Source organism: Bradyrhizobium sp. USDA 372, assembly GCF_053629095.1.
Window position 1 is genome coordinate 959,653 of the sequence record NZ_JBRJHR010000001.1, and the last position, 14,705, is coordinate 974,357.

17 protein-coding genes are annotated in these 14,705 nt (G+C 65.1%); 6 read left to right on the forward strand and 11 right to left on the reverse strand.

Annotated elements, in window-relative coordinates; genetic code table 11:
• Nucleotides 1–12: 12 nt before the first annotated feature.
• From AB7M16_RS04635 to AB7M16_RS04650, 4 genes are all read right to left on the reverse strand, one after another.
• Nucleotides 13–912, reverse strand: a complete 900-nt coding sequence (locus AB7M16_RS04635; protein ID WP_453943256.1) for an NAD(P)/FAD-dependent oxidoreductase — start codon at nt 910–912, stop codon at nt 13–15.
• The gene (locus tag AB7M16_RS04640) at nt 909–1,985 is read right to left on the reverse strand and encodes an NAD(P)H-dependent oxidoreductase (protein ID WP_439403272.1); all 1,077 of its coding nucleotides are present in this window, start codon (nt 1,983–1,985) and stop codon (nt 909–911) included. The genes AB7M16_RS04635 and AB7M16_RS04640 overlap by 4 nt, the downstream gene beginning before the upstream one ends.
• A gap of 65 nt (nt 1,986–2,050) precedes the next feature.
• The gene (locus AB7M16_RS04645; RefSeq protein ID WP_212255037.1) at nt 2,051–2,251 is read right to left on the reverse strand and encodes a hypothetical protein; all 201 of its coding nucleotides are present in this window, start codon (nt 2,249–2,251) and stop codon (nt 2,051–2,053) included.
• Nucleotides 2,251–2,460, reverse strand: coding sequence for a hypothetical protein (locus tag AB7M16_RS04650; RefSeq protein ID WP_453943257.1), 210 nt, complete (start codon nt 2,458–2,460; stop codon nt 2,251–2,253). The genes AB7M16_RS04645 and AB7M16_RS04650 overlap by 1 nt, the downstream gene beginning before the upstream one ends.
• A 276-nt stretch (nt 2,461–2,736) precedes the next feature.
• Between AB7M16_RS04650 and AB7M16_RS04655 the strand changes: the two genes are divergently transcribed.
• Nucleotides 2,737–3,021: a hypothetical protein gene (locus tag AB7M16_RS04655; RefSeq protein ID WP_439366928.1), complete on the forward strand. Its 285-nt coding sequence runs from the start codon at nt 2,737–2,739 to the stop codon at nt 3,019–3,021.
• Between the two features lie 21 nt (nt 3,022–3,042).
• On the opposite strand, the gene AB7M16_RS04660 is transcribed toward AB7M16_RS04655, so the two are convergent.
• Both AB7M16_RS04660 and AB7M16_RS04665 read right to left on the reverse strand, forming a co-directional pair.
• On the reverse strand, nt 3,043–3,243 hold the full coding sequence (locus tag AB7M16_RS04660) for a hypothetical protein (protein ID WP_212255035.1): 201 nt from the start codon (nt 3,241–3,243) through the stop codon (nt 3,043–3,045).
• Nucleotides 3,244–3,380: 137 nt separating this feature from the next.
• Nucleotides 3,381–3,563: a hypothetical protein gene (locus tag AB7M16_RS04665; protein ID WP_212255034.1), complete on the reverse strand. Its 183-nt coding sequence runs from the start codon at nt 3,561–3,563 to the stop codon at nt 3,381–3,383.
• A gap of 295 nt (nt 3,564–3,858) precedes the next feature.
• On the opposite strand from AB7M16_RS04665, the gene AB7M16_RS04670 reads away from it, so the two are divergent.
• Nucleotides 3,859–4,047 (forward strand): hypothetical protein, encoded by a 189-nt coding sequence (locus AB7M16_RS04670; RefSeq protein ID WP_453943258.1) that lies wholly within the window; start codon nt 3,859–3,861, stop codon nt 4,045–4,047.
• A 68-nt stretch (nt 4,048–4,115) separates the two neighbouring features.
• Here AB7M16_RS04670 and AB7M16_RS04675 read toward each other — a convergent pair whose 3' ends face one another.
• The 4 genes from AB7M16_RS04675 to AB7M16_RS04690 form a co-directional block, all read right to left on the reverse strand.
• Entirely contained in the window at nt 4,116–4,874 is a 759-nt protein-coding gene (locus AB7M16_RS04675; RefSeq protein ID WP_439366925.1) for a cyclic nucleotide-binding domain-containing protein, read from the reverse strand.
• Nucleotides 4,874–8,041 (reverse strand): CheR family methyltransferase, encoded by a 3,168-nt coding sequence (locus AB7M16_RS04680; protein ID WP_453943259.1) that lies wholly within the window; start codon nt 8,039–8,041, stop codon nt 4,874–4,876. The genes AB7M16_RS04675 and AB7M16_RS04680 overlap by 1 nt, the downstream gene beginning before the upstream one ends.
• Nucleotides 8,042–8,246: 205 nt before the next feature.
• Entirely contained in the window at nt 8,247–8,516 is a 270-nt protein-coding gene (locus AB7M16_RS04685; protein ID WP_453943260.1) for a hypothetical protein, read from the reverse strand.
• A 10-nt stretch (nt 8,517–8,526) separates the two neighbouring features.
• The gene (locus AB7M16_RS04690) at nt 8,527–9,534 is read right to left on the reverse strand and encodes a chemotaxis protein CheB (RefSeq protein WP_453943261.1); all 1,008 of its coding nucleotides are present in this window, start codon (nt 9,532–9,534) and stop codon (nt 8,527–8,529) included.
• An 87-nt stretch (nt 9,535–9,621) separates the two neighbouring features.
• Between AB7M16_RS04690 and AB7M16_RS04695 the strand changes: the two genes are divergently transcribed.
• Complete coding sequence (locus AB7M16_RS04695; protein ID WP_439366921.1) at nt 9,622–10,017, forward strand: response regulator; 396 nt, start codon at nt 9,622–9,624, stop codon at nt 10,015–10,017.
• 360 nt (nt 10,018–10,377) lie between these two features.
• Here AB7M16_RS04695 and AB7M16_RS04700 read toward each other — a convergent pair whose 3' ends face one another.
• Nucleotides 10,378–11,160, reverse strand: a complete 783-nt coding sequence (locus AB7M16_RS04700; RefSeq protein ID WP_453943262.1) for an SDR family NAD(P)-dependent oxidoreductase — start codon at nt 11,158–11,160, stop codon at nt 10,378–10,380.
• Nucleotides 11,161–11,343: 183 nt separating this feature from the next.
• Here AB7M16_RS04700 and AB7M16_RS04705 point away from each other — a divergent pair, with 183 nt between their 5' ends.
• The 3 genes from AB7M16_RS04705 to AB7M16_RS04715 are packed head-to-tail and all read left to right on the forward strand — an operon-like array spanning nt 11,344 to nt 14,685.
• Entirely contained in the window at nt 11,344–12,519 is a 1,176-nt protein-coding gene (locus tag AB7M16_RS04705; RefSeq protein WP_453943263.1) for a zinc-dependent alcohol dehydrogenase, read from the forward strand.
• An 11-nt stretch (nt 12,520–12,530) separates the two neighbouring features.
• The gene (locus AB7M16_RS04710) at nt 12,531–13,100 is read left to right on the forward strand and encodes a hypothetical protein (protein ID WP_453943264.1); all 570 of its coding nucleotides are present in this window, start codon (nt 12,531–12,533) and stop codon (nt 13,098–13,100) included.
• Nucleotides 13,081–14,685: an alpha-amylase family glycosyl hydrolase gene (locus AB7M16_RS04715; RefSeq protein WP_453943265.1), complete on the forward strand. Its 1,605-nt coding sequence runs from the start codon at nt 13,081–13,083 to the stop codon at nt 14,683–14,685. The genes AB7M16_RS04710 and AB7M16_RS04715 overlap by 20 nt, the downstream gene beginning before the upstream one ends.
• Nucleotides 14,686–14,705: the final 20 nt, after the last annotated feature.

The window sequence follows — 14,705 nt, forward strand, 5'->3', positions numbered from 1 at the left end:
GCTTCGTTCCCGTCACGCAAACCGCGGCGGCAGGCTGTTGTGGATCGTGCAGGCGGCGACGGCGGCATGGCCGAACGCGACCGATATCTGGTGCAGGTCGGTGACGACGTCGCCGATGCCGTAGAGTCCGGTGATCGACGTGCGCTGATGATCGTCGACCTCTAGATAATCCTCCCCGGTATGGTCGGCGCCAAGCGCCATCGCGAGCTGCGAGCGCACCTGCGCACCCATCGCGGGATAGACCATCTCGAACTGCGCCGTATGGCCGTCGGCGAAGACGGCTTCGACGCCCTCGCCTCTTCGCCGCAAACGCAGATCGGGCGCGAAGACGACCTCGACGCCCGCCTCGGCCAGCCGTGACGTTGCCGACCGATCGTCATCCGGTCCGGTCGCGAGCAGCGTCACGTCGCGCGAATAGCCGCGCAGGAACAGCGCCTTGCCCTCAGCGCGCGCGAGCGGCCCGATGACGCCGATGCGGCGGCCGGTCGCCTCGAAGGCGTCGCAGACCGGGCAATAGCGCAACAGGCCATCGGCGACGGCGGCGCGCCAATCGTCGAACGGCGGATGCGTGTCGACGATCCCGCAGGCGAGAATGACGGTGGCGGCCGTATACTTGCGGCCATTCCAGCTCGCTTCAAAGCCATGTTCGTGACGCTGCAACGCGTTGATCTCGGCCTTCACGCGCGTGACGGCAAGATCGCGCAGCTGGGCCGACATCCGCTCGATCAGCTCGGTGCCGGACAGGCCGTGGACGAAGCCCGGGACATTGTGGCTGCGCGGGATCAGCGCCGCCCGGCTCGCGCCGGCGTCCACGACGCAGACGCGGCGGCGAAAGCGCGCCAGATAGATCGCGGCCATCAGTCCGGCCGGGCCGCCTCCGACGATCAGGCATTCAAGCTGCGCGCCGGTCATTTCGGGTTCGGGTCCGCAAGAGCGGCGCCGGGCTCCTCGAGGTGCCCGCTCCGCGCCAGCCGGACCGCGTTGCCGAGCGCGCGCGCCGCATTCTGCACCCCCTGCTGGAATTCGTGGTCCTCGTCGAGCTCGCGATGCGATGTGGCGTATGGCTCCCCGTAGCCGACATAGCCGTCGAGTTCGGCGTAGCGGCCCGCCGAGATCAGCTGCATGTCGGTCAGCCAATCGGACAAGGTCCGGCGCACGCCCTCGGCGCCGACCGCGTCGCCGTGAACGACGACGCCGAAATGGCGGCCGGCGAGATGCCGCGGATAAGGCCAACCCTTCAGCTCGATGGCCTTGGCTTCCGCGGCATTCTTGCCGTGGGTCGAGGTCGGATCGGGATTGCCGCCGTCGGCGCAGACCATGCGGTCCATCATCGCCTTGAGCCCGGCGGGCACGTGATACCAGTTCACTGGAGTCACGATCAGAATGCCGTGCGCCGCAACCCAGAGCGGATAGATCTCGTTCATCCAGTCCTGGGTCTGGCCCAGCGAATAGTTCGGATAGCAGCTGCACGGCCAGTGGCACAGCGGCATGGCGGTGCCGACGCAGGACTTGCAGGGATGAATGGTCTTGCCGAATTCCGAGGCGAGGCGCGACAGATCGAGGATGTCGACGGCAAATCCCATCTCGATGAAGACGGGCTCGGCCAGCTCGACCAGCCGCCAGGTCTTGGACATCTCGCCGGGACAGGTGTGCTCGCTGCGCGCCGAGCCGTTGATGATTAGGATGCGAGGCGCCACGTCGGCATCGTCATGGCGCCGCTGCGCCTCCAGGATTTTTGCGCGCGCATCCAGCCAGTCGACGGCGAGATCGTAGTCGGGGTCGGCGAAGCCTGCGCCGGCCTTCCGCGTCAATGGTGCCTTGCGCGAATGGCTGTAGGCGTCCCAGGCCGCCGCGATGATGGCATCGAGCTCACGGCCGAGCGGAGCAAAGACGGGATCGACGAACTGACGCCTGTAGCGCCGCTCGAACTCCTCGCGCGACAACTTGACGGGCGGCATCCCCTTGCGAATGTCGGCATCCGTCATGCTGGCTCCTGGCGAAGTCGATGTCCTCCGACCAACCCGGCGCCCAGCGTGCGGTTCCCAACACTTTACCGGCGAGCAAGCTCCTGCGGCGCATCGAATTTGGCGATCCGTTGATCGAGCCGCCACAGCTCGATGCGATGCACCAGGACGAGCGAGGCGGCTTCGCGCTTGGCCTGCTCGTCGTCGTCGCAGACCAGGTTGATGCATCCGAACACGTGCCCGTCCGGATCGATCTGGAATGCGCGGTAATGCTTGATGCTTGCCACTATGATTGTCCTCGCCTTGGAGCGACGGGTGCGCTCAGCCAATCCGTGAGGTTCGAGGTCACTTCGTTCTGCTTGGCGCGGCGCAGCAGCATCTCGCGTTCCCGGCCCGGCGGCATGCTGAGCGCGCGCTCGCGCGCGCTTTCGGCAAAGGCGGCCAGCCGCTCCTGAAGCGATTGGGTCTGTTTCCTGCGGTTACGTTTGGCGGTCATGTCACTTTCGCGGAAAATACGGTTGTAGGGAAATAGGCCCCGGCGGGGGATCGGGCGCCGGGGCCCGAGTTCTCTTGTCACTCAAGTCGCTTGCCGGTTGAGGCGGCTCAGCCCGGCAACGATTGTAGCTTCCGTCGCAACGGCCGGTTCCAGCATTTCAATAAGTTAACGCTGCGCGATTTTGCGCAAAGCACAACGCAGGACCGATCGATCCGGACTGCGCCGGAACCGAAATGCTGATTCGTATGTTCAAGGACGACTTGAAGGAGGATCATCATGGCAAAAGCAGCATGGAAACGACCGGGCTCGCCGATCGGCCGCAAAGGCCCGCGCAAGGCAAATCCCGCCTACAAGCGCCGCGCGCGCGAGCCTTGGACAGCGGCGGATGTGAGCAAGCTGAAGCAGCTTGCCAAGGGCAACACGCCGACCGGCGTGATGAGCATCAAGCTGCGGCGCCCCGTCGCGGCGATCCGCAGCAAGGCGCAACGCGAAGGGATTTCGCTGAGGCCGGTCAACCGCTCGCCCTACAACCGGCGAAGCAAGGCCGCGAAGCGGCGCTGACGACGGACCCGCCGGGCTAGTCTAGCTCGGCGGCTGCAGGCCCGGCGACCTCAGCCACTCGCTCATCTGAGACCCCGTTTCCGCCTGGCGCGCCTTGCGCAAGATCTCGTCGCGCGCCGCGCCGGGCGGAAGCAAGCTGGCCTGTTCGCGTAGCCGCTCCGCCTCGGCGGCGAGCCGCGCTTCCAGGGTGTCGATTTGCTTGAACCGATGTCGCGTCCTCATCAGGCGTCCTCCTGGTGCATGAGGTCGAGCGCGCCGTTGCGTTCCGACGGGGTTGGTGGCTTCCCGGCTGCATAGCGGGGCCGATGATCTAACGTTCCAGAAACGGAACGGTTGCAGTTTCTGCGAAAACACCGCAGTTACGATTCCTCGTTGTCGCGGCGCGCCTTGATCTCGGAGCGAAGCATGGCGCTGTCCATGACGGCCAAACGCAAATCGTTCACCGCCTCGCCGTAGCGCCCCGCGACTCGTCTGTGCTGCTCCCGGAGGGCGCGGCTCTCTTCGATAGCGCGAGTGGCGCGGGCAAACAGGGCGTCAGGCATCCGTTACGGTGCCATAATGCTCGAGCGCGCGCGCTTGCATAGGTTACTCAAATCGCGCTAACCGCTCAAAAAGCGCCGGCGATTAACCTGGATTAAGCCGTCAAAACCCGCCGGGCCGTTCTCAACCGCGCGCCCGGTGGCCCTGAAGGGGATTTACGGGCAGATCCCCGATTTGCTTAGCTGAAACGCCGCAGCGGGTGTACGGTGACATTATCACTGGCTGAGGCTCTGCCCGTAGGCGCCGGTGGCTGAGAGACCGATGGTGCTCCCGCCTGCATGATCCAGGGAGCGCTTGATGGCCAAGCAGATTCGCCGTCTGTTGCAGTCGGACGAGAAGCACGTCGAGCAGGTTCGCAAGACCATCCGCGAGGCGCGAACAGCACTGGAGCTGCCCCTGCCGGATACGTTTCTCGGCCGGCAAACTCAAGAGCCTTTTCCAAGTGAACACGATGTGCAGGACGGGCATCGGCATAAACCGGCCTGATTGCGAGCATGACGCCTGCGCCGGCCGATGTCAGCGAAGAGACTCGTCCGCGCCGCGCCGGAACGGCGTCAACGGACCGCTTCGGTCGTCCGGTACAGCCGCAGATAGCTCGGCGAATACAGCGCCGCGTTCTTGAGCGCATCGAGGTCCGGGATGGTCAACGTGCGCTCCCGCAGCACGATCAGCCCCGCCGCGCGCAGCTCCTGGAGCGTCCGATTGAGGTGGACGACGGAAAGTCCCGTAGCATCGGCGAGATCCATTTGCGTCACGGGCATGAGGCAGGATTTTCCGTCGACCATCCCCACCGGGCGCAGCCGCTCCATGATTTCGCAGAACAGATGCGCCACGCGCTCCAGCGCGACGCGACGGCCGAGATTGATCGCCCATTCGCGCTGGATCGCGCTGTTGAGCAGCGTCTCGCACCAGAACGCTTCCGACAGCGTGGGGTTGTTGGCGAGGAGGTTCTCGAAGCGAGCGCGCTTGATCTCGGCATAGACCACGGGCGTCAGCGCCACGATTGAATGGTCCATTTCCGAAAGCAGGTAAGCGTGCGCATCGCAGCTCTCGCCCGGGAAGATGAAATTGACGATCTGTCGCCGGCCATCCTCCAGCGTCTTGTAGCGGCCGAGCCAGCCCGACAACAGGATTCGGACGCCATCGACGGGATCACCCTCGGTGATCAGATCCTCGCCGGATCCGGCACGCTGAAGGCCCTCGAGCATGGCGTATTCCAGCGATGCGCGTGCCTCGCTCGACAACGGCCGCAACGCGCTCAGCCGGCGAACGACCGGCTCCAGGACGGTGCGATCGGCTGTCGACAACGGCATCAGGCGGCCACCACCGGTGTGTGGAAGGCACGCTTGGTCAGGGGGATGGTGATGGTGCATTGCAACCCGGCGGTGTTGAATGTCATCGTGGTCTGCCCCTTCAGCTCGAACGCCAGCGTGCGCTCCAGAAGCTCGGTCCCGAATCCTTTTCGCGGCCTAGCCGTCACCGGCGGCCCGCCGCGCTCGCGCCACTCGAACACCAGCTCCGCCGGATCGGCGCTCTCAATGACGCGCCAGGTCACCTCGATGCGCCCGCTCGGCTGACTTAAGGCGCCGTATTTGAGCGCGTTGGTCGCGAGCTCGTGGATGGCGAGCGCGAAGGTTTCGGCGGCCTTGGGCTGGAAGCGGATTTTGGGGCCCGAGACCCGCATCTGCTCGCCTTCCCTAGCATTGTAGGCGAGCAGCTCCTCGACCACGAGATATTCCAGATCGACGCCGCCTTCGGGATCACGCGTCACCAGCGCCTGGGTGCGGGCGAAGGCATTGAGACGCCCGTCGAGATGGGAGGCGTATTCCTCCACGGTCGAGCTCGTTTCCGCCGAGCGGCGGGCAATCGAGCGCACCACGCCGAGCGTGTTGCGAACCCGGTGTTGGAGCTCGGCCAGCAGCAGGCGCTGCCGCTCCTCGGCACGGGTGATTGCGGTGACGTCGATGAAGGTGATGACGACGCCCGCGATGAAGTTGTCGGTGCTGCGATACGGCAGGATGCGCACGATGTAACGCGTGCCGCTGTCCGGTGCGCTCAGCTCGCGCTCGACGCTGGCGAGCGTGCGCAGAACGCGGCGAACGTCGTCGTAAAGCTCCTCGATCGGGATGCGCGCCTTGATATGGCTGATCGGCCGGCCAGTGTCGGTCTCGACCAGATGCAGGAGCTGCGTGATGGCGGGCGTGAAGTTCATCACGCGCAGATCGTTGTCGAGGAATACTGTGGCGATCTGCGTGCTCTCGAGGAAGTTCTTGAGGTCACTGGTGGCACGCGTCAGCTCCTGAACGCGGTGCGCCAACTCGCCGTTCACGGTGGTCAGCTCCTCGTTGACCGACTGCAGCTCCTCGCGTGAGGTCTCAAGCTCCTCATTGGCCGACTGCAACTCCTCGTTCAGCGATTGATATTCCTCGTTCGAGGATTTCAGCTCCTCGTTGGTGCTCTCGAGCTCCTCGATCGTCGCCTGGAGGCGCTCGCGCGTGGCCCGCAGATCGTTCTCGAGGCGCTCGACATGCTCGGTGCGCACCAGCGCGTTGGGATTGCTCTTGTCGCCTTCGACGGCTCGCGCCGGGCCGTCCTTGAACAGGACGACGAAATTACGGTGACCGCCGGCGCCCTCCTGGATCGGCTCGACCGTAATGTCCACCAGGACGCGGTGACCGTTCACGCCAAGCTGCACCTGCTCGGCATGAACCGGCTCGTTGGTTTCGGCGGCGCGGCTGAGCGTGGTGCGCAGTTCCAGCCTGAGATCGCGGTGCACGAGCTGCAGCAGGTCGAGCGTGGCAGCGCCTGCGGTCGGTTCGATGTAGCGGCCGGTGCGCCCGGAGAAATGCAGAACCTGGAAATTGTCGTCGGTGATGACATAGGCCGGCGCATAGCGCTCCGCGATGCGATGCGCGCGCCGCTCCAGGCCGACGTCGGGGCCGAACGAGCGCATCGTCGGCACCTCGACCGGCACCCTGCCCGCCGCAGTCGTGATCGGAAATTCTGGCGGCAGCCGCGTTCCGGTCTCGAGCTTCTTGAAGATCCGGGCGCGGCGATCGACCGGAGAGAACAGCTTCGGATGCCGAGTCACGTTCTCGGAATTCCCGAGGAACAGATAGCGCTCCGATAGCAGCGCGAAATGGAACAGCGGAATCACGCGATTCTGCAGCTCGGCGTTGAGATAGATCAGCAAATTGCGGCAGGAGACGAGGTCGAGCTTGGAGAACGGTGCATCCTTGATGACGTTGTGCTGTGAGAAGATGCACATTTCGCGCAGCTCCTTCACCACGCAATAGGTATCGCCCTCGCGCACGAACCAGCGCGCCAGGCGCTCGCTGGTCATATCCGCCTCGACATTGGTGCGATAGCGGCCGACGCGGGCGGTCGCGAGCGCCCGTCCATCGATGTCGGTGGCGAAGATCTGGACCTGCGGCACGGAATCCATCCGCGCCATGTGCTCGCGCAGGAGGATGCCGATCGAATAGGCCTCCTCGCCGGTGGCGCAGCCGAGCACCCAGACGCGGACCTGCTGGCCTGCCGCCTTGCCCTCGAAGATCTTCGGAATGATCTGCGTCTCCAGCACCTCGAACTCGCGCTTGTCCCGGAAGAATTCGGTGACGCCGATCAGGAGGTCGTTGAAGAGGTACTGCGCCTCGTCCTTGTCGCTGCGAAGGTAATCCACATAAGCGGCGATGTCGTCGATCCGGACCACCTGCATGCGCCGCTGCACGCGGCGCAGGAAGGTGTTCTGCTTGTAGCCGTGGAAATCGTTGCCGGTCTTGTTTCGCAGGATGTCGGCGATGCGCGACAGCGAGGTGGCGGCCGCGGCGAGGACCTCGTCGAAGCCCTGCTTTTCCTCCAGACGCCTGAGATGACGGGCATAGACCTGGATGTGCTCGGGGATATCCTCGGGCGGAAGCACATAGTCGGCAATCGCAGCGGGCGTGTTGCCGTCGAGATGGCCGGCCTCCTCCGCGTTTGCGATCTTCTCGGCGATGGCGAGGCCGCCGTGATCCTTCAGCGTCGCCGTGCCCAGCGTGCCGTCGCCCCCGGTACCGGCAAGGATGACACCGATGGACTGCTCGGCGCGCTCCTCGGCCAGCGAGACCAGGAAGCTGTCGATCGTGGCGCGTTCGCCGGGCGCCTGCTCGGCCTTGCGGATTGCGAAGCGATCGCCCTGGATGGTGGTGATCATGGCCGGCGGACACAGATAGATGGTGCCGCCCTCGATCGGGTGGCCGTCGGCGATCTCGGCGATCTTGCTGCCATTGGAATTCCGCACGACGTCGCGCAGCTGCGGCTCGTCGAACGCCTCGTGGTGCTGAAGCGCCAGCACGATGGCCTGATCGGCCCCGACAGTCAGCTTGGCGAAGAAGCGTTCGATGCTGTCCCGCGCGCCGGGCGAGGCGCCGACCCCTATGATCAGCGGGTTCTTGCTCTGGCGCTGTGCATCGACCGGCTGGTCGCCGTTTTCGGTCATGGCTCTGGTCGCTCACTGGCTGGCGGGAACCCGATGGAAGCCCCGCCCTGCAGATAGCAGAATTCGATATTATCCCAACACATCAAAGGCAGAAATGTCCCGGGCATCTCTTTGATCCAACTAGCCCGATTCAGGGGACGAGCGCGAGTGGGCCGCCCGCTGCTGCGCTGCGTCGAGCGCAGTTCGGGAGATGGGGGACGGCGCCCTACGCTCCCGAATTGACCTCGCGCTGGAGATAGGTCACGCGCTGCTCGATCAGGATGCGGTGGCGCTCCCATTCGACCAGCGTCTGCTTGAGCAGATCGACCAGCCGCTCCGCCTGGCAGGTGTCATGACCGCCCGCCATGAGCTCGCGCAGCCGGTCCTCCTGATCGCGAACCCGCTGCCAACCGCTCTCGATATCCTGATCCGCCTTCACCAGCAGGCGTCGCTCGGCATCGAGCTGTGCGGTGCGTTCGGCAAGGGAGATGGCCATGGCCGCGCCTTCACGCCTCCCGTTTGCCCACGGAAGGATCGAGCGACTTTAGCACGACGCGCCGGATCATGTCGGCATATTCGCGGTATTCGAGCGCCCGAGCCTCGTACATTTCGGCGACCGCAGCCCGGCCGCTGCGCCGGCCATCGGCGGCCATGCGGTGCACCAGCTCCGCCCGCTCCTCGATGATCCGCAATGCCACGCGCAAGGCTTCGTCGACGCGCCCCTCCTGCTCCTTGGCGAGCGCATCGGCGGTGAAACCGTGGCCGACCTGGCAGCGGAAACGCATCGGGCGGGCGTTCTGGACCTCCGAGAGCACCCCGCCGCAGGCTGGACAGGTCAGAGCGACAGGGTCAGCCATAGAGACGAGACTGTCACTTCCGATCCGCTCACCGGCCGCGATCTCGACCTCGAGCCTGATCTCGGGCGGGATCGGCAGCGCGGCGCCGGCCTGCTCCCTGACCAGCTCGGACAGCACGTCGCCCATGGTGGCACCGGGAACGCAGAGGTCGACCGTGGTCGCCTCCATGGCGCGCCGCGGCATCTCGTCGGAGATCGCATCTGCGGGGTCCTGCACCATGGCCAAGCCGCCGCAGCGCTTGATGGCGTTGAGGCCGGCCGCACCGTCGGACAACAGGCCGCTCAGGAGCACGCCGATGACGCGCGGCCCGTGATAGAGCGCGGCCGAGCGGAACAACGCATCGATCGCCGGCCGCACCATGTTCTCGCGCGGGCCGCGGCCGAGGAAGATGCGGTCCTCGGTGAGGAGAAGGTGATGGTCCGGGGCACCCAGGTAGATCTGGCCGGGCTCGATCTTCATGCCGTTCTCGGCCTGCCGCACCGGCAGCGGCCCGGCACTGCCGGCGACCGTGGAGAGGATGCCGATGCCCTGCGCCGGAATGTGCAGGACGACGAAGACGGCTGCCGGCAAATCCGCGGGAAAACGGCCCAGAATCTGCTTCAATGGAGCGGTCGCTCCGGCCGAGCCCCCGATGACAATGATGTCGCGGTTGGCCATGGAACCCGCCTCCAATTGCATCGTTTGCAGTTTGCACCAAGGCGGTTCGCCGGCCTATGTTCCTATGCGTTTGGAGGCCGAAACAGCATGGCGACGTCGCATCAGCGCGCAGAGCTCAAGGGGCGCCGCATCTTCGTCGTCGAGGACGAGTATTTTCTCGCCGATGACATCGGCAAGACCTTCCGCGCGCTGGGTGCGGAGATCGCCGGTCCCGTCGGCCACCTCGAAGACGCGCTCAAGATCCTGCACGACGGTAGCGTCCTGGACGCCGCCGTGCTCGACGTGAACATCCGCAGCGAGATGATCTTCCCGATCGCGCGCGAGCTGAGAGCGCGGAACGTGCCGTTCCTGTTCACGACCGGATACGACAAGATCACGCTCGGTCCGGAGTTCCAGGACGTGCCGCTATTGGAAAAGCCGATCGATCTTGCGGCGATGGCACGGAAGCTGGCCGGGCTCATCGCCGAGCAGCCGATCCAGTGAACAGCGGTTGAACGGGTGCAACCCAGCGACGATCAAAATAAATGCGCGATGGCAAGCCAGGCGGTCACCGCCAAGCACAGGACAACTGCGGCGTAAGGTAGCGCGACGCGCAAGACGGCAAGCTCCCCCACTTCAGCTCATCATCATCCAGACGATTGCCACCATCATTACGAGAAAACCCGTAACCGCAGTCGCGACAAAGGCCTGTTCGATACGATCCATTGCCATCGCAGCCCCCGCTTGTTTCAGCCCGTGCAATTTGACGGTTTGAACGCCGCGGCGCATTAGGCTATGTGAATCGAAGGTCTCCTTTCTCCGCAAGACGGTTCGCGCCGCTCCGCAGCATTGCGCGCGCGTCGCTTACGATCTTGCGGTACCCGGCTCCGCCATCTTGCGGTGCTGCTTGGCCAGCATCTCGTTCGGCGTGACGTTCGCAACCGTGGTCTGGATCTTGTTCTTCAGCCCGGTGACGATATCGGCGTCCCCGCGCAGCATCGCATCGAAACCCGCCTTGGCGACATCGTAGGCGCCGTCCTTCTTGTCGGTGCCGACCTTGGTGTCCATCATGTCGGCGCGGCGGAAGAACTCGGTCTCGGTCGCACCCGGCATCAGGCAGGTCACTGTGACGCCGCTGTCGCGCAGCTCCTCACGCAGCGCAAACGAGAATGAATCGAGGAACGCCTTGCTGGCGTTGTAGGCGGCCTGGAAACTGCCGGGCATGAAGCCGGCGATCGAGCCGGTGATCAGGATGCGGCCGGCATTGCGGCGGAGCATCTCATTGCCGACGCGGTGGATCAGATACAGCGTGCCGGTGATGTTGGTGTCGATGAGGTGCTTCACCCTGGCAAAGTCCTGGTCGAGGAAAGCCTTGCCGAGGCCGATGCCGGCATTGGCGAGCAGCGCGTCGATCGGCCGGTCGCCGATCGCCGCGCACAGCTTGTCGACGCCCTCGGTGGTGGCGAGATCAGTCTCGACCGGCTCCACGCTGACGCCGTGCCGGCGCAGATCGACGGCCACCCGCTCGATCTGAGGCTCGTCCGCGGCGATGACGAGGTTGAACCCGGCCTGCGCGCAGCACCTGGCGAGTTCCAGACCGATACCGGTTGAGGCGCCTGTGACGACTGCGAGATGATTGGCGGGCATAGGCAGATCCTTGCGATTGAGTCCTTGGAATCGAGGTGATCACGCTCAATCGCCGCCCCGCTCTCTCGTTCCTATTGCGTCGTCGTTCCTGTTGCGAAGGGCGAAGAATTTGCGCGCAGGCGATAGCAACCATCGTTCGTGCCTGGACTTAGATGGCACGTGGCTCAACCGGGAGGACGGACGATGAAGGCGCTGGTCTGGCACGGCAAGGAGGACATCCGGTGCGACACCGTCACCGACCCGGAGATTCAGGATCCGCGTGACGCCATCATCAAGGTGACGAGCTGCGCCATCTGCGGCTCCGACCTGCACCTCTTCCACAATTTCATTCCGGGCATGCTGCCCGGCGACATCATGGGCCACGAGACCATGGGCGAAGTGGTCGAGGTCGGCGCGGGCGTCAACGGCAAGCTCAAGAAGGGCGACCGCGTCGTCGTGCCGTTCACGATCATTTGCGGTGAATGCGACCAGTGCAAGCGCGGCAATTTCTCGGTCTGTGAGACCACCAACCGCAAGCGTCATCTAGCCGACAAGGTGTTCGGGCACGCGACGGCAGGCCTGTTCGGCTACACCCATCTGACCGGCGGTTATCCCGGCGGCCAGGCCGAATATCTCCGCGTGCCCTTTGCCGACGCCACCCACATCAAGGTGCCGGCGGGCATTCCCGACGAGCAATTGCTGTTCCTCAGCGACATCTTCCCGACCGGCTGGCAGGCCGCCGCGCAATGCGACATCGAGCCGACCGACACGGTCGCGATCTGGGGCTGTGGCCCGGTCGGACAGATGGCGATCCGCAGCGCCATCCTGCTCGGCGCCAACCAGGTCATCGCGATCGACTGCCTGCCGGAGCGGCTCAGCATGGCCGAGGCCGGCGGCGCCACCACGATCAACTTCGAGACCGAGAGCGTGGTGGAGCGGCTCCAGGAGCTGACCGACGGCAAGGGCCCGGAAAAATGCATCGATTGCGTCGGCATGGAGGCGCATGTGATGCCATCTCTGCCCGACACCCTGCTCGACCGCGCCAAGCAGATGGTGATGGCCGAGAGTGACAGGCCCCACGTACTGCGCGAGATGATCTATGTCTGCCGTCCCGGCGGCATCATCTCGGTGCCAGGCGTGTACAGCGGCCTGTCCGACATGCTCCCGATGGGCGCCTTCATGAACAAGGGCCTGACCATGCGAACCGGCCAGACCCACGTCAACCGCTGGACCGACGATCTGCTTCGCCGCATCGAAGAAGGCGAGATCGATCCGTCCTTCGTCATCACCCACACCGTCCCGCTCGCCCAGGGACCGGAGATGTACCAGGTGTTTCGCGACAAGCGCGATTCCTGCGTCAAGGTCGTGCTGAAGCCCTGAGGAGCAAAGCCATGTTTCACTTCTCCAACATCGTGCGTACCAAGGGCGACCCCAAGATCGTCGCGGGCGGACCGAGCCTGAAGCAGCCGGCGGACCAGCTCGCGCGCGCACTCGGCTGGTTCAGCATCGGCCTCGGCGTCGTCGAGCTCTTCGCACCGAGGCGCGTCACGCACACGCTGGGCATGGAAGGCCGTGAGACGCTGGTCCGCGCCTTCGGCGTGCGCGAGATCCTTGCCGGGATCATGTCGCTCTCGGTCGACAAGAACGCCGGCCTATGGGCCCGTGTCGGCGGCGACGGCCTCGATGCCGCCGCGTTGATGTCCGGGCTGACGTCGGACAATCCCAAGAAGGGCAATATCGCGCTGGCACTGTTGATGGTCGGCGGCATCGCCGTGCTCGACTACCGCGCCGCGCAGGACACCAAGCCGCGCCGCCCGCCGCGCGATGCACGGCGCAAGCTCTATCCGAACCGCAGCGGATTCCCGAAGGGTATCGAGAGTGTCCGAACTGCGGCAAGGCAGATCGCGGGGCATGTTGGGCACAACGAGGTGAAGCAAGGTGATGAGCGTCGAGTCCCGTGAGGAAGCTGCGTGGTGGGAATCCGCCGTCATCTACGAGATCGCGCTGATCTCATTTCAGGACTCCAACGGCGACGGCAAGGGCGACCTTGCCGGATTGATGTCGCGCATCGACTATTTGAAATGGCTCGGCGTCGATGCGGTGTGGCTGACGCCGATCCACAAGAGCCCCTTCCGCGACCTCGGCTACGACATCTCCGACTATTGTTCGATCGATCCCGCCTTCGGCAGCCTCGAGGAGTTCGATCGGCTGCTCGAGGCGCTGCACGGTGCGGGCATCCGGCTCATTCTCGACCTCGTCCCAAATCACACCGCGAACGATCATGCATGGTTCGTCGAGAGCGCAAGCTCGCGCAACAGCGCGAAGGCGGATTGGTACATCTGGGCTGATCCCGCCGAGAACGGCGGGCCGCCCAACAACTGGCTGAGCCGCTTCGGTGGCAGCGGCTGGGAATGGTGCGAGGCGCGCCGGCAATTTTACTACCATTCCTTCCTGGTCGAGCAGCCCGACCTCAACTGGCGCAACCCACAAGTGCGCGTCGCGATCGCCGAGACCATGCGGTTCTGGCTCGACCGCGGCGTCGACGGCTTTCGCGTCGACGCCAGCGCGGTCCTGATCAAGGACCGGCTCTTGCGCGACAACCCGCCGAACCCCGAGGCCGAGGGCAAGCCGCCGCCGCAGCGGAACACGACGGTGTTTACCGATGACCGGCCCGAGACGATGGATTGCATCGAGTTCATCCGGGAGGTGATCGATGCCTATTCCGGGCGGATGCTGTGCGGCGAGGTCCAGGGCAAGACCGACCGCATCGGCCACTTCTACGGCAACGGCCGGCCGCGCCTGCATCTGCCGCTCAACTTCGCCCTGCTCGATTCCAAATGGGACGCCCTCTCGCTGCAGGCCACGATCGACGCCTATCTCAACGCCATCCCGGACGATGGCTGGCCGGTCTGGGTCATCGGCGGCCACGACAAGCAGCGGGTCGCGAGCAAGATCGGCGAGGCGCAGATGCGCGTGCTGGCGATGCTGCTGATGACGCTGCGGGGAACGCCGTTCTTCTTCATGGGCGACGAGATCGGCCGCAAGCGCGTGCCGATCCCGCCGGGCCGCGTTCACGATCCCTTCGAGAAGCTCGTGCCCGGCTATGGCCTGTGCCGCGATCCCGAACGCGCACCGATGCGATGGGACGACAGTCCCGACGGCGGCTTCACCACGGGCCGTCCATGGCTGCCGCTCGAGCCGCCCGATGATGCGGCCAACGTCGCCGGACAGCAGCGCGACAAGCGTTCGATCCTGGCGCTGTTTCGCGCGCTGATGGCGCTGCGGCGCGAGCATATTGGTTTGCAACGGGGCGAATACGAGCCGCTGCGGTCGCAGAACGATGTCCTCGCCTACAAGCGGAGGGATGGCCATAACGAGATTCTGGTCGCGCTCAATATCGCGGCCGAACCGCGGAAATTCCACTGGCAAGGTCGCGGCCGTCTCTTGATGTCGACGCATCTGGATCGACAGGCCGAGCCGGTGCCGGATGCGTCCATCCTGCTCCGCGGCAACGAAGGCGTGATCATCACGCTCGAACCTCGGTGATATCAGCAGGAACCATCCGC